Origin of the sequence: Streptomyces antarcticus, assembly GCF_026627255.1 — a bacterium.
GTDB lineage: Bacteria > Actinomycetota > Actinomycetes > Streptomycetales > Streptomycetaceae > Streptomyces > Streptomyces antarcticus.
This window is the reverse complement of sequence record NZ_JAPNLM010000008.1, coordinates 118,182-131,175: the sequence shown is the minus strand read 5'-3', so window position 1 is coordinate 131,175 and position 12,994 is coordinate 118,182. Positions and strand designations below refer to the sequence as shown.

The following is a 12,994-nucleotide window of genomic DNA, read 5'->3' as shown; positions in this document are numbered from 1 at the left end:
ATTGTGCGTCGGCCCGTCCGGGCCCGCCCGGTGTGCGCACCCGTCCGGGCCCGCCTACCGTGGCGCTCATGGGTGCTGCCGGGAATGCGATCGAGCTGGACGCGGGCGGACGGACGGTGCGCCTGTCCAGTCCGGACAAGGTGTACTTCCCGGAGCGCGGCCTCACCAAGCGGGACGTGGCCGAGTACTACCTCGCGGTCGCGGACGGCATCACGCGCGCCCTGCGCGACCGGCCCACGACGCTGGAGCGGTTTCCGGACGGGGTGGAGGGCGAGTCCTTCTTCCAGAAGCGGGCGCCGAAGAACCTGCCCGACTGGATTCCGACCGCCCACATCGCCTTCCCGAGCGGTCGCTCGGCCGACGAGATCTGCCCGACCGAGCCCGCCGCCGTGCTGTGGGCGGCGAACCTGGGCTGCCTCACCTTCCACCCCTGGCCGGTGCGGCGCGAGGACACCGACCGGCCCGACGAGCTGCGGATCGACCTGGATCCACAGCCGGGCACCGACTACCACCACGCCGTGGCAGCGGCCCATGAACTCCGGGCTTTGCTGGAAGAGTTGGGCCTGCGCGGCTGGCCCAAGACCTCGGGGGGCCGCGGACTGCACGTGTTCGTGCCGATCGCTCCGCGCTGGACGTTCACGGAGGTGCGGCGGTGCGCGATCGCCCTGGGGCGTGAGCTGGAGCGCCGGATGCCGGGCAAGGTCACGACGGCCTGGTGGAAGGAGGAGCGGGGCGAGCGGATCTTCGTCGACTACAACCAGACGGCGCGCGACCGGACGATCGCCTCCGCCTACTCCGTCCGCCCCCGCCCGCACGCCCCGGTGTCGGCGCCCCTGCGCTGGGACGAGGTGGACGACGCGGAGCCCCGGGACTTCGACATCGTGACGATGCCGGCCCGCTTCGCCGAACTGGGCGACCTGCACGCGGACATGGACGAGCACGCCTTCGTCCTGGACGCCGTACTGGAGCTCGCGGAACGCGACGAACACGACCACGGCCTGGGGGACATGCCCTACCCGCCGGACTACCCGAAGATGCCGGGAGAGCCGAAGCGCGTACAGCCGAGCCGCGCGAAACGCGACCCCTGACGGGCCACCCGCTTCCCTGACGCGTTCCCCCGGAGTCTCGGCATCGCCACGACCGGGCAGGGCGCGCAGAACAACACGGCGATGGTGCGGCTCTGGGGGAGTGGGGCGCCGTCGGCGGGCTCGCCGCCGCCGTCGGCCCGGCATCGGCGGACTGCTCGTCGAGGCGCGGAACTGGCGGGCGATCTTCCTGATCAATGTGCCGCTCGGCCTCGTGGTCCGCCGGGCAGCGGTCCGCGCCGCGCCCCCGGCCGTACGCACCGGACGCCGCCCCCCGGCGCGGACCGTGGCGAGCTGCAGGTCCTCCCGGGAGCCGAACAGGTCGAAGACGCCTCTCTTGCTCAGGCCCAGATCGGCGGCGATCTTGCCGAGGGACAGGCCTTCCCGTCCGTCCACGGAGGCGACGCTCATCGTTCGGTCGAGCACGGTCCGTCGCGTCTGGTTGCCGCGTTCCACGCGTCCGTCTGCCATTCCGCCGTCTTTCCGAACGCACGGTCGTGCACCCTGTGGGACGGCCGCTGTCAGTAGGGGGTGCCATGCTCGGCGAGGGCACTGGAGGCAGCCGGCGACCGGGGATTGATCGGTCGTTGATCAGACGTCCATCCGCGCCGGTGAGTATCTTCCGCATGTCGATGAACACCACCACCGCTGCCACCACTGACACGCCCACCGCCTGGTACGAGCTCGCGCTGTGCGCCCAGACGGGCCCGGGCTTCTTCTTCCCCGAGCCCGGCTCGTCGCTGCGCGACGCGAAGCGGCTGTGCGGGGCGTGTGAGGGACGGGCGGCGTGCCTGGAATACGCTCTGGACAACGACGAGCGCTTCGGCGTCTGGGGCGGTCTGTCGGAGTCGGAACGCCTCATGCTGCGCCCGCGCCGCCGCTGATCAGGTCTGCGTACCCTTCCCGCTGCGCCGCATCAGCCCGACCCGCAGCGCAAGCCCGTCATCCCCACCGCTCCACCCCTCCGGAGGCACCTTGTCGGGTACGACCCGCACGGGATAGTGCCCCCCGACGGGAGAAACGACCCCGCCGAAGCGGGGATCTCCGGCGAACCAGATCCTGTCCGGGTGGTCGTTCTCCCGCTCCGCGAGCGCGATGGGGAAGGGGCCGATCCGAAACGTCGGCGCGAAGTCCTCGCGGAACGGGATGGCGATGGTCGCGGGACTTCCCGTCGCGCGGGGAGGGTGCAGGCACGGCAGTTCGCACCAGGGGTATGCCTGCAGGACCGCCGCCACGCGGAGGCGACGCCAGTACGCGATGGCCATCCAAGGAACCCAGCTGATGAAGCCGATCATGGACATGGTGAAGATGAACGCCACTTGCCTCATGACGTCGAACCACAGGCAAGCTGCGGTGAGCATCAAAGGGAGGGCAAGGCCGATCAGCCCGACGGCTCGTCGGAGAACCAGTCTCTTGTAACCGGCGGCCGTTGGAGGGTGGTCCCAAGCCACTTTGGTGAGCTGGAAGGTCACAAGCAGACATCCAAGATGCGTGAGGTCATCGGGCTGCTGGGGGAAGCGGGATTGGGGTCGGTGAAGGTGAGCGTGTGGGCGATCGCCTCAAGGATGTCGACGTAGGCCTCGTGATGCTGGCCTGACGCGCTGGTGAGGTCCAGAACGAGCAGGTGTTGGCCTGCTGGATGGCAGGTCGCGATTCTGGCCTGGAACACCTCCCGCTCCACGTCCGGGGGCGCAATGGTCCCGGCAACGAGGTAGCAGGGGAGCGATGAAGGCAGGTCGATGCACGCCGTGCCGATGTGGTCCAGAGGGTGGAGCGGGAGATGCCAAGGGCGGTTCTCGCAACGGCGACTTGTAGGTCGGGTCGTCAGCAGGCCTTGCGGTCAAGGAAAACAGCGACGTGCAGACGCCGACTGGTTCGTCCGGATGCAACCCGACCGCGGTGTGTACGACGTCGAGCCCCTTGAGCAGGTCGAATCCGTCCATGAGCTGAGCCAGCTCCCGTTGGGCGGCAGGACTGGCCGTGGCCCGAGCAATCGCGTCCAAGGCCGCGCGGTCTTCGGGTCCAACGTCATGGAATCCCGGAGGTAGACGACACCAGAGGGGCGGCGTGTCGTTCCCGCACATCAAGGCCTCACCACCGTCCAGAAATGGCTGGATTTCGCAACAGCAGAGGGGGCCTCGTCCAGGACCCCACGGGCGCCGTCGACTGCTGTGGAGCCCTGCTCAACCGCATCGTTGTCGCTGGTGTAGTCAAGGGTTGCCGTGATTGCGCCCGCGCTGGCCACCCCCACGCCCACGCGGTCCCTGGTGCTTTGCGGCGACGCTCGCAAGGCCCATGCCGCGAGCGGGTTCTCCACCTCGCGCAGCGTGCCGGCCGTCGACCACGTCGTGCTTCGGAACGCCGAGGCGCCCGGGGAGAGGGCCGTCAGGGCGCTTGCTTCCGGGGCGGCGGTCATCGCCGCGCGGGCCGCCGCCGTGCCGGCCCTGGCTCCTGTGGCGACCGCCGTTACGCCCGGGACCGAGCCCGCCGTGTCGCCGAGGAGGGTCACCGCGCTCTTCCAGAAGTTCGCGTCGAACTCCCCCTTCGTCGCGCCGTCGACCAGCGGCTTGCGGAACTTCGGATCCGCCAGGTGCGTCGTCAGCGCCGCCAAGGACAGGCCCCCCGCGACCAGCATCACCGCCAGTCCCGCCGGCGGGCAGAAGAGGGCCACTCCGGCGCCGATCGCGCCCGGTTCCTTCGGCGCCAGCCGGTTCGCGGCCGCGTCCAGGGTCTGGGCGACCCGGCGGGCCGCCGCGCCGTGTTCCGGGGCCAGGCGGCGGGCGTCCGCATGGGACTGCTCCGTCTTCGCGGCGGCGGCCTGAGACTCGTACCGGGCCGCCAGCGCGCGGTGTGCGACCAGGGTGTCGTGCCACGAGGTTGAGCCGCCGGGCGGCCTCCGCGAGGGACGTGTGGGCCGAGCCGAGGTAGCGGGGGAGGTCCTTCGAGAGGGCGGCGCGGAACGCCGTGGCGGCTTCGCCCTGCCAGGCCGAGCTGTGGGCGACGAGCGACTTCATGATCCGGGAGGCCTCGCCGAGGGAGGCCGCCGAGGCGGAGAGCTTCTTCGCCAGGGCGAGGACCGCCGCCGGACTCCCCGGCGCCGGGTCGAAGCCCAGCGCGGCGTGCTCAGGCACCGGACGCCTCCGCCGCCTCGCGGAAGGCCGCGCGGATCGCCTTCTCCAGCTCCGCGTACTCCGCGGCACTGCGGTCCACGCCCTCGCGTACCGCCTTGACGCGCTTGGTCAGCTCACGGGCGCCGTAGGACCATCTCTCCTGGAAGCCGTCGCAGGCCGCGTCCAGGTCCGCGGTCCCCAACTGGTCGGCCCGTACGTGGTCCAGCGCGCGCCGGGCCTCCCGGAGGGAGACCAGGGAGGAGTCCAGGGCACGGGTCAAGCGGGTCAGCTGGTCGATGTCGACCTGGAGCGAGGTCATGACGAGAAGCCCTGGCAGAGCGCGGCTCTGCCAGGGCAATCGACTTCACTCGGCCGGGCGAGCGGAAACCGGTCAGCCCTTGCGGGCCGCGATGCGCGCCGCGCGGGCGGCCAGGCGCTCGTCGAACTTGCGCGCCTCGGAGTCCAGGCCGTCCATGAACAGGCCGAGCTCCTCCTGGGCCTTCTGGCCCTCGGGGCCCAGGCCCTCGATGTCCATGACCTTCAGGAAGCGGATCACGGGGCTCAGTACGTCGTCGTGGTGGATCCGCAGGTTGTAGACCCCGCCGATCGCCATCTGCGCGGCCATCCGCTCGAAACCGGGCATCCCGTGTCCGGGCATCCGGAAGCCGACCACGACGTCGCGCACGGCCTGCATGGTGAGGTCCGGGGCGATCTCGAAGGCCGCGCCCAGCAGGTTGCGGTAGAAGATCATGTGCAGGTTCTCGTCCTGCGCGATGCGGGCCAGCATCCGGTCGCAGACCGGGTCACCGGACTGGTGGCCGGTGTTGCGGTGCGAGATGCGGGTCGCGAGCTCCTGGAAGGCCACGTACGCGACCGAGTGCAGCATCGAGTGGCGGTTGTCGGACTCGAAGCCCTCCGACATGTGATGCATCCGGAACGCTTCCAGCTTGTCCGGGTCCACGGCGCGCGACGCCAGCAGGTAGTCGCGCATCACGATGCCGTGGCGGCCCTCCTCGGCCGTCCAGCGGTGCACCCACGTGCCCCAGGCGCCGTTGCGCCCGAAGAGGGAGGCGATCTCGTGGTGGTAGCTGGGGAGGTTGTCCTCGGTCAGCAGGTTCACGACCAGCGCGATCTTGCCGATCTCGGTGACCTTGGACTGCTCTGGGTTCCAGGCCTCGCCGTCCTCGAAGAAGGCCGGGAAGTTCCGGCCGTCGGCCCACGGCACGTAGTCGTGGGGCATCCAGTCCTTGGTGACCTGAAGATGCCGGTTGAGCTCCTTTTCGACCACTTCTTCCAGCGCGAACAGCAGCTTGGCGTCCGTCCACGCCTCCGAGCTGCCGAGGTGGGGAGAGGTGATCGTCACGGGTACTCCTGGGTGCAAAGCGAATTACCTACGGTTCCGTAGCTTACGGACTCGTAGGTTAAGCGCGACATCAAGGCGAGCCAAGCCCCAGTCAAGTGTATGTCCGGTTACATCCAGTTATCTATGCAGTTTGAGGGCGCCCAGTTGGGGCAGTGTGGGGTCAAAGTCATGGCGGAATGTGATGCTCCGCGTCCACTTGATGGTGCGAATCCGCGCCGTGAGGGTCTCGATCACGTCCGCGGCGGGGGTGATCGGCAGCATCTGGCCTCCGCGTGCTCGGGGCTGACTGGAGATATCACGAGAAGTCAGTAAGTAGTGGCACAAGTAGTAGAACTGAGAACCAGGTTGGGCTACGGTCGGTAGCGCAAGTCTCACACGGGGCGACGCCGTGGTCTTGCACGAGCACTCCGGGACCGCACCGGTCTTCGATCACACCGCCGTCGATCACACCCATACTTGGAGCAGCACGATGACGGGCACTCTCCGTGGCCTGAGACCGGTCCGCGAGATCCTGCAGATACCGCCCGAGGCGGAGAAGCTGAACTACTCGATAGGCCTGCACGGCAGCGCGTACTGCGCGGGCACCGCGCGATCGGTGGTCCGGCCCCTGCTCACCCGGCACGGCCTGTCCGACCTGCGTGACGCCGCAGCCCTCGCGGCATCCGAACTCGTCGCGTGCGCGCACCGGTTCACACCCGACACCGAGATGGTACTCAAGGTCCGCTGGCAGTTCGACGCGTTGCGGATCGTCGTCTACGACCAGCACCCGGCGCACTCCTCGCCCGAAGCGCGCGAGGAGTGCCGGAGCCGGCGCAACCGCGGGATGTGGCTGCTCGCCGCAACCGTCGAGACCTGCGGCGGGGACTGGGGACTCACCCCCGTCCTGACCGCCACGGGGGGCACCAAATCCTGGGCCTTACTGCCGCGCCAGCCCAAGGGGTGAGGCGTTCTCCGTTGGCCGAACGTTCTCCGTTGGTTGTCAGGCGTTGTCAGGCGTTGTCAGGCGTTGTCGGGTGTCGGGTGCGTGAGGGCGTGGCGGGCCCGGGCCCGCCACGCCCTCACGCGTCGGGGGCTACCCGTGCCACAGCGCCTCCCGGACCTCCTCGGCCGTGGTCGCGCGCAGTTCGCCGTCCAGCAGTAGCCACCGCGTGACCCCGATCGACTCCAGGAACGGCACGTCGTGGCTCGCCACCACGAGGGAGCCCTCGTACGATTCCAGCGCGTCCGTCAGCTGACGGACGCTCGCCAGGTCCAGGTTGTTCGTCGGCTCGTCCAGCATCAGCAGCTGCGGAGCGGGCTCCGCCAGCAGGAGCGCCGCCAGCGCCGCGCGGAAGCGTTCGCCGCCGGACAGGGTGCCGGCCGGGCGGTCCGCGCGGGCGCCCCGGAGGAGGAAGTGCGCAAGTCGCGCCCGGATCACGTTGTTCGTGGCCTGCGGGGCGAACCGCGCCACGTTCTCCACCACCGAACGGCTGGCGTCCAGTACGTCCAGCCGCTGCGGCAGGAACCGCGTCGCCACATGCGTCACGGCCTCACCGGACACCGGGTCCAGCTGCCCCGCGATCGTGCGCAACAGCGTGGTCTTGCCCGATCCGTTGCGGCCCACCAGGGCGATCCGCTCCGGACCGCGCAGCTCCCACTCGCCCCGTACGGCCGCCGCCCCGTGGGCCAGTCGCAGGTCGCTCAGGGTCAGGACGCGCCGCCCCGGCGGGACCCGGGTCGCCGGCAGCCGGATCCGGATCTCGTCGTCGTCGCGCACCGCCTCCACCGCCTGGTCCAGGCGCTGCCGTGCCTGAACCAGTTTCTCGGAGTGCATGATGCGGTGCTTGCCGGCCGACTCCTGTGCCGCCCGCTTGCGGGCGCCCATGACGATCTTCGGTTCGCGCTTGTTGTCGTTCATCTTCTGGCCGTACCGCTTGCGCCGCGCCAGTTTGACCTGGGCGTCGGCCAGTTCGCGCTTCTGCCGCTGTACGTCGGCCCCGGCGACCCGGACCATGCGCTCGGCCGACTCCTGCTCGGCGGCGAGGAGTTCCTCGTAGTCCGTGAAGTTCCCTCCGTACCAGCGGACTTGGCCGTCTCGCAGGTCGGCGATCTGGTCGACCCGCTCCAGCAGCTGCCGGTCGTGGCTGACCAGGACCATCACCCCGGTCCACGACTCGACCGCCGCGTAGAGGCGGCCGCGGGCGCGCAGGTCGAGGTTGTTGGTGGGCTCGTCCAGCAGTAGTACGTCGGGCCGGGCGAGCAGCAGCGCGGCCAGCCGCAGCAGCACGCACTCGCCGCCCGACAGCTCGCCGACCGTACGGTCCAGGCCGATCCGGGCCAGTCCGAGCTGGTCGAGCGTGGCGGCGGCCCGTTCCTCGACGTCCCAGTCGTCGCCGATGGCGGTGAAGTTCGCCTTGGTGGTCTCGCCCGCCTCGATGGCGTGCAGGGCCGCGCGGGCGGTGTGGATGCCGAGTGCCTCGTCGACGCGCAACGCGGTGTCGAGGGTGACGTGCTGCGGCAGGTGACCCACCGAACCGGCGACGGTCAACTGGCCTTCGGTGGGCGTGAGTTCACCGGACGCGAGCTTGAGCAGGGTGGACTTGCCGCAGCCGTTGAGCCCGATCAGGCCGGTGCGTCCGGGGCCGACGGCGAGCTGCAGCCCGTCGAAGACGGGAGTGCCGTCGGGCCAGGCGAAGGAGAGGCTGGAGCAGGTGATGAACGTAGGGGCATGACTCATGGAGGCCTCCAGGTTGCGTGAGTGGTGCGTGCAACGCGGGGAGACAGCCGACGGACGGACGATGGCGGCGGACGCCAGGGCGGGTCGGTGTCTCGAACCTCAGACGAGCAATGTCCTGCTCCGTTTCGGCGGCAATGGGGCGCCTACGAAGCTACGGGCGGCCGGAGCCGTCCGCAAACGAATTCAGAGCGGGGCCGGCGGCCGCCGGCCGTGAGTGCCGGAGTTTTGGGCGGCGGCGGCGGCGGTGGTGGTCAGCAGGTGTCCCGCATCAGCTCGGCCAGGCTGTGGTCCATGTCGAGGTAGAGGTGCTCCAGGCCGGGCGGGACCACGGTCGAGGCCCGCTCGAGGAAGTGGTGCAGGTCGGCCGTCACCACCAGCACGATCGCCACCCCCTCGGACGCGTGGAACTCGATCGTCGTCCGGTCGGCGTCGTACGGGCGCACGCGCACGTCTCCGCTGCCCGACGCGCGGTTCAGCCCGGACTCCAGCAGCTCGCGGGCGAAGGTCCAGGAGATCTCGATGCCCTCCAGGGTGGCCGGGGCGGGGAATGCCATGCGGACGGCGAACGGATCCGCCCGGTCGTAGCAGAGGGTGACGGGCACGGTCTCGACCTTCGGCGCGGTGGCGACCAGACGGGCCTGCACGGCCTGCTCGATGACAGTGATCAAGGCACACTCCCTTGCGGCGGATCTGCTGCCGGGCTGTGGGTGGAACCCGGCAACCCGGTAGACGCCGGAATCGGCGATTCCGTGCATGGAGGGTGACGTGACCTGTGTCACCGATTGGCCGGAAGTCTCCTGTGTGATCGCACAGAGTGACCAGGTGGCCGGATACGCCCGAAGGGCGGGCAGTGTGTGACACGGGCCGCGCGACTGCCTGAAAAGGGCCGGTTACCGCTCACTCGACAGGCCCAAGCACCGCCCGAACACCCGTTGAGCACCGCCCCGAGCACCGCCCGAGCACCGCCCGAGCGCCGTCTCGCCGGGGTGGGCGGTGAGGCGCCCTGGACGGCGGTTCCGGGGTGCGTTAGCTTCCGGCGCCATGAGACTTCTGGGATTTGGGGTGGGCGTGGGAGCCGCGGCTCTGCTGGTGGGGGTGCTGGCGGCCCCCGCGCAGGCGGGTGCGGAGCCCGGAGGTACGGAGCCCGGAGGCACGGAGACCGGCGTGGCGGAGGCGCTGGGCGCGGAGTTGGCGGGTGCCGCGTCCGGTGCGTCCGGGGCAGAGGCGGCGGGGAGCGGGCGCGGGGGGTACGGCCTGCGCGGTGTGGGCTGGGCGCTGAAGGAGACCGGCGAGAGCGCCGCGGGCTCACGCTTCCGCGGGCTGGCCGCCGTCAGCCGGACCACGGCCTGGGCGGCCGGCTCCAAGGGAACCGTGCTGCGCACCGTGGACGGCGGCCGAAACTGGCGGGACGTCTCGCCGCCCGGCGCGGTCGCGGAGGCGCTGGAGCTCCGCGACGTGGAGGCCTTCGACTCCCGGCGGGCGGTGGCCCTGTCCATCGGCGAGGGCGAGGCCTCCAGGGTGCTGCGTACCGAGGACGGCGGCGCCACCTGGACCGAGACCTTCCGGAACTCCGACCCCCGGGCCTTCTACGACTGCCTGACCTTCTTCGACTCCCGGCACGGGCTGGCGGTGAGCGATCCGGTCGACGGCAGGTTCCGCATCCTGGCGACCGACGACGGCGGGCGGACCTGGCGGGTGCTGCCGGACAAGGGCATGCCGTCCGCCCTGCCGGGCGAGGCGGGCTTCGCCGCGAGCGGCCAGTGCCTGACCGCCGCGGGCTCGCGGGACGTCTGGCTGGCCACCGGCGGCGGGGCGACCGCACGGGTCCTGCACTCCGCCGACCGCGGTCTGACCTGGCGGGTCGCCGAATCCACCCTCCCGGCCGGCGACCCGGCGCGCGGGGTCTTCGCCCTGGCCTTCCGCGACCGTACGAGGGGACTCGCGGTCGGCGGTGACTACCGCACCGGCGAGGCTTCGCCGCTGGCCGCGGCCCGTTCCTCCGACGGCGGCCGCAGCTGGCGCCAGGCGGCGACCCCGCCCCCGGCGTACCGGTCGGGTACGGCCTGGTACCCGTACGGCGCGGACACGGCGCTGGCGGTGGGGCCGACGGGCACGGACGTCACCGCGGACGGGGGCCGCACCTGGCGGCCGCTGGAGGCGGGGTCGTTCGACACGGTCGACTGCGCCCCCGACGGCGGCTGCTGGGCGGCGGGCGAGAAGGGCCGGGTGGCCCGCCTGGAACGGAAGTGACGCCGCGGGGCCTGGTGACCAGGCCCGACCCGCCCCCTTACCCCCGCCCCCTACACCGCCGGGTTCTCGCGTACCGTCGACAGGTCCGCCGAGGTCTTCGTCGCGATGAACTCCGTGATGCGGTACGCGCAGACGTCCGCCACGACGAAGGGGTCCTCGGCCGCGATCTTCTCGATCTCCCCGCGGGAGACCCCGCCGGCCAGGATGATCCCCCCGTCGCGCGGGACCTTGCGGCCCGACGCGAGGAAGATGCCCGCGGCGTAATGGCCGTCCAGCCAGGCGATGTGGGCGTCCATCTCGTCCTCGACGGCTTCGACGGGCGCGGTGTAGGTGAGCTCCATGACGAACATGATCGCCAGGCTACTCTCGCCCCATCATGACAAGTGTGAAGACCCCCGCCGACGAGGCCGAGGCCCGGGCGATACAGGACGAACTACGCCATCAGGTCGTGCTCACCGAGCTCGGCCCGCCGCCCGGACTCGGACTCGTCGCCGGAGTGGACGTCGCCTACGACGACGACCGGGACCTGGTCGCCGCCGCGGCCGTGGTGCTCGACGCGGCCACCCTCGAGGTGGTCGAGGAGACCACCGCCGTCGGGCGGGTCAGCTTCCCGTACGTGCCCGGGCTGCTCGCCTTCCGCGAGCTGCCGACCGTACTGGCCGCCCTGGACGCGCTCACCACCGTGCCCGGCCTCGTCGTCTGCGACGGCTACGGGCTGGCCCACCCCCGCGGCTTCGGCCTGGCCTGCCACCTCGGAGTGGTCACCGGGCTGCCGGCCATCGGGGTCGCGAAGAACCCGTTCACCTTCACGTACGAGGAGCCGGGCGCCCGGCGGGGCGACGCCGCCCCGCTGCTCGCGGCCGACGGCGCCGAGGTCGGCCGGGCGCTGCGGACCCAGGACGGGATCAAGCCGGTGTACGTCTCCGTGGGCCACCGAGTTTCGCTGGAGAACGCCTGCGCGCACGCCCTGGCCCTGAGCCCCCGCTTCCGGATCCCCGAGACCACCCGGCACGCCGACTCCCTGTGCCGCCGGGCGCTGAAGGAAGCCTCCTGAGGCGCGCGGCCCCGGGCCGCCCGGCCCGCAGGGTGTCGGGGAGTCAGCGGGCCCGCGTGCCTCAGCGGGCGTCCGCCACCCGGAAGGTGATCCCGGCCTTCCGGAGGCGGGGGATCAGCGCGTCGCCCATCGCCACCGCGGTCGTCAGCTGTCCGGCGGCGTCGGGGAGGGTGTCGTACGCCAGGCAGAGCGCGGACTCGGCCAGCATCTTCGCGGTCTCGCCGTACCCCGGGTCGCCGCCCGAGACCTCGGTGAACACGCGCCGCCCGCCCCCCTCGCCCACGAAGCGCACCGTGAACCAGCTGCGCGCCCGCCGCTCGGCGTCCGGTCCGCGGCCCGGCTCCCAGCGGTTCATCAGCCAGCGCCGGGCCGGCGGGACCTGGGCCAGGGCCACCGTCGCGCCGATCGCCGCCGTACCGCCCACCGCGACGGGCAGGTGCTTGACGGAGGCGTAGTGCCGGTAGCGGAAGTCGGGCCCGTACCGCTCCAGGGCGGCGGCCGAGCGGGCCACGATCGCGGGGTCCAGCGTGGGCAGCGGAAGCGCCCACGTGCCGGTCTCCCGGCTGTACCGGGGCGTTCCCACCGGCCCGCGGGCCCGGCGGTCGAACCGCCGGGGCTCGTGCAGGCGCCGGGCGCGCGCGGCCGCGAGGGTCTGCGGGCCGCGGCTGAGCGCGGTCAGCGCCGACGTCAGGGTGCCGCCGGAGAAGAAGGCGTTGGACCTCAGGAACCCGTCGACGCGCAGCGGGACGCCCGCGGGCAGCTGTCCGACCGTGAAGTACGCCCCCAGGTCGGCCGGGATCGAGTCGAAGCCGCAGGCGTGGACGAGCCGGGCGCCGGTCTCCCGGGCCCGTGCGTCGTGCTCGACGTACATCCGGTCCACGAACTCCGGCTCGCCGGTGAGGTCCACGTAGTCGGTCCCGGACTCGGCGCAGGCGGCGACGAGTTCGGCTCCGTACCAGATGTACGGGCCCACGGTCGTGGCCAGCACCCGCGTGGAGGCGGCCAGTTCGCGCAGGGCGTCCCCGTCGTCCGCGTCCGCCCTGAGGAGCGGAAGGTTCGCGCACGCCGGGTCGATGGCGGCGAGCCGCTCGCGCAGCAGCTCCAGTTTCGCCGGGTTCCGGCCGGCCAGGGCCCAGCGGCAGCCCGCGGGCGCGTGCGCGGCGAGGTACTCGGCGGTCAGCGCTCCGACGAAGCCCGTGGCGCCGTAGAGCACCACGTCGTAGTTACGTTCCTGGTCCATCGCGCGAACTCCTTCGTCCGTCATCGCGTCCTCTGGCCGCTGTCGCCCGCCGAGGCTAGCGTGCCCGCGCCGGAGGTCCGTGGGGGAGGTCCGGGCGGGCGGTCCGTACAGGGCCGTGCCCCGGGGACGGCCGGAGCGGCCGTCCCCGGGGCACGGGGTGCAGAGCTGGCTGGTGG

Annotated in this window: 14 protein-coding genes; 5 read left to right on the top strand and 9 right to left on the bottom strand. The window is 71.7% G+C overall.

Annotated elements, in window-relative coordinates; all coding sequences use genetic code 11:
* The first annotated feature begins 68 nt into the window (after positions 1-68).
* Together ligD and OTB16_RS14840 are read left to right on the top strand one after the other, a co-directional pair.
* The gene (gene ligD, locus OTB16_RS14845) at positions 69-1,088 is read left to right on the top strand and encodes a non-homologous end-joining DNA ligase (RefSeq protein WP_267720618.1); all 1,020 of its coding nucleotides are present in this window, start codon (positions 69-71) and stop codon (positions 1,086-1,088) included.
* A 623-nt stretch (positions 1,089-1,711) separates the two neighbouring features.
* On the top strand, positions 1,712-1,969 hold the full coding sequence (locus OTB16_RS14840) for a WhiB family transcriptional regulator (RefSeq protein WP_267720617.1): 258 nt from the start codon (positions 1,712-1,714) through the stop codon (positions 1,967-1,969).
* Here the strand turns inward: OTB16_RS14840 and OTB16_RS14835 are convergent, their stop codons facing one another.
* The 5 genes from OTB16_RS14835 to OTB16_RS14815 all read right to left on the bottom strand — a co-directional run bounded on the left by OTB16_RS14835 (position 1,970) and on the right by OTB16_RS14815 (position 5,558).
* Positions 1,970-2,557 carry a hypothetical protein gene (locus tag OTB16_RS14835; RefSeq protein WP_267720616.1) on the bottom strand — a complete coding sequence of 196 codons (588 nt, stop codon included), beginning with the start codon at positions 2,555-2,557 and terminating at the stop codon, positions 1,970-1,972.
* Entirely contained in the window at positions 2,554-2,766 is a 213-nt protein-coding gene (locus tag OTB16_RS14830) for a hypothetical protein (RefSeq protein WP_267720615.1), read from the bottom strand. The genes OTB16_RS14835 and OTB16_RS14830 overlap by 4 nt, the downstream gene beginning before the upstream one ends.
* Before the next feature lie 402 nt (positions 2,767-3,168).
* The gene (locus OTB16_RS14825; protein ID WP_267720614.1) at positions 3,169-3,723 is read right to left on the bottom strand and encodes a hypothetical protein; all 555 of its coding nucleotides are present in this window, start codon (positions 3,721-3,723) and stop codon (positions 3,169-3,171) included.
* Between the two features lie 485 nt (positions 3,724-4,208).
* Positions 4,209-4,514, bottom strand: a complete 306-nt coding sequence (locus OTB16_RS14820; protein WP_267720613.1) for a hypothetical protein — start codon at positions 4,512-4,514, stop codon at positions 4,209-4,211.
* A gap of 72 nt (positions 4,515-4,586) precedes the next feature.
* Positions 4,587-5,558 (bottom strand): acyl-ACP desaturase, encoded by a 972-nt coding sequence (locus OTB16_RS14815; RefSeq protein WP_267720612.1) that lies wholly within the window; start codon positions 5,556-5,558, stop codon positions 4,587-4,589.
* Between the two features lie 469 nt (positions 5,559-6,027).
* Between OTB16_RS14815 and OTB16_RS14810 the strand changes: the two genes are divergently transcribed.
* The gene (locus OTB16_RS14810; protein WP_267720611.1) at positions 6,028-6,501 is read left to right on the top strand and encodes an ATP-binding protein; all 474 of its coding nucleotides are present in this window, start codon (positions 6,028-6,030) and stop codon (positions 6,499-6,501) included.
* A 129-nt stretch (positions 6,502-6,630) separates the two neighbouring features.
* On the opposite strand, the gene OTB16_RS14805 is transcribed toward OTB16_RS14810, so the two are convergent.
* Both OTB16_RS14805 and ssgD read right to left on the bottom strand, forming a co-directional pair.
* Positions 6,631-8,274 carry an ABC-F family ATP-binding cassette domain-containing protein gene (locus OTB16_RS14805; protein ID WP_267720610.1) on the bottom strand — a complete coding sequence of 548 codons (1,644 nt, stop codon included), beginning with the start codon at positions 8,272-8,274 and terminating at the stop codon, positions 6,631-6,633.
* Positions 8,275-8,525: 251 nt separating this feature from the next.
* On the bottom strand, positions 8,526-8,942 hold the full coding sequence (gene ssgD, locus OTB16_RS14800; protein ID WP_267720609.1) for a spore wall synthesis regulator SsgD: 417 nt from the start codon (positions 8,940-8,942) through the stop codon (positions 8,526-8,528).
* 373 nt (positions 8,943-9,315) lie between these two features.
* Between ssgD and OTB16_RS14795 the strand changes: the two genes are divergently transcribed.
* A complete protein-coding gene (locus OTB16_RS14795; RefSeq protein WP_267720608.1) occupies positions 9,316-10,524 on the top strand; it encodes a WD40/YVTN/BNR-like repeat-containing protein in 1,209 nt (402 codons plus the stop codon).
* 50 nt (positions 10,525-10,574) lie between these two features.
* On the opposite strand, the gene OTB16_RS14790 is transcribed toward OTB16_RS14795, so the two are convergent.
* The gene (locus OTB16_RS14790) at positions 10,575-10,874 is read right to left on the bottom strand and encodes a YciI family protein (RefSeq protein ID WP_267720607.1); all 300 of its coding nucleotides are present in this window, start codon (positions 10,872-10,874) and stop codon (positions 10,575-10,577) included.
* A 26-nt stretch (positions 10,875-10,900) separates the two neighbouring features.
* On the opposite strand from OTB16_RS14790, the gene OTB16_RS14785 reads away from it, so the two are divergent.
* Entirely contained in the window at positions 10,901-11,578 is a 678-nt protein-coding gene (locus tag OTB16_RS14785) for an endonuclease V (RefSeq protein WP_267720606.1), read from the top strand.
* A gap of 61 nt (positions 11,579-11,639) precedes the next feature.
* Here the strand turns inward: OTB16_RS14785 and OTB16_RS14780 are convergent, their stop codons facing one another.
* A complete protein-coding gene (locus tag OTB16_RS14780) occupies positions 11,640-12,818 on the bottom strand; it encodes a saccharopine dehydrogenase family protein (protein ID WP_267720605.1) in 1,179 nt (392 codons plus the stop codon).
* Positions 12,819-12,994: the final 176 nt, after the last annotated feature.

What these genes read in the sequence shown, in the direction of transcription:
- OTB16_RS14810 (WP_267720611.1), top strand. Translation starts at nt 6,028, where the DNA reads ATGACGGGCACTCTCCGTGGCCTGAGACCGGTCCGCGAGATCCTGCAG.
- OTB16_RS14805 (WP_267720610.1), bottom strand. Translation starts at nt 8,274, where the DNA reads ATGAGTCATGCCCCTACGTTCATCACCTGCTCCAGCCTCTCCTTCGCC.
- OTB16_RS14840 (WP_267720617.1), top strand. Translation starts at nt 1,712, where the DNA reads ATGTCGATGAACACCACCACCGCTGCCACCACTGACACGCCCACCGCC.
- OTB16_RS14785 (WP_267720606.1), top strand. Translation starts at nt 10,901, where the DNA reads ATGACAAGTGTGAAGACCCCCGCCGACGAGGCCGAGGCCCGGGCGATA.
- OTB16_RS14780 (WP_267720605.1), bottom strand. Translation starts at nt 12,818, where the DNA reads ATGGACCAGGAACGTAACTACGACGTGGTGCTCTACGGCGCCACGGGC.
- ligD (WP_267720618.1), top strand. Translation starts at nt 69, where the DNA reads ATGGGTGCTGCCGGGAATGCGATCGAGCTGGACGCGGGCGGACGGACG.
- OTB16_RS14820 (WP_267720613.1), bottom strand. Translation starts at nt 4,514, where the DNA reads ATGACCTCGCTCCAGGTCGACATCGACCAGCTGACCCGCTTGACCCGT.
- OTB16_RS14790 (WP_267720607.1), bottom strand. Translation starts at nt 10,874, where the DNA reads ATGTTCGTCATGGAGCTCACCTACACCGCGCCCGTCGAAGCCGTCGAG.
- OTB16_RS14795 (WP_267720608.1), top strand. Translation starts at nt 9,316, where the DNA reads ATGAGACTTCTGGGATTTGGGGTGGGCGTGGGAGCCGCGGCTCTGCTG.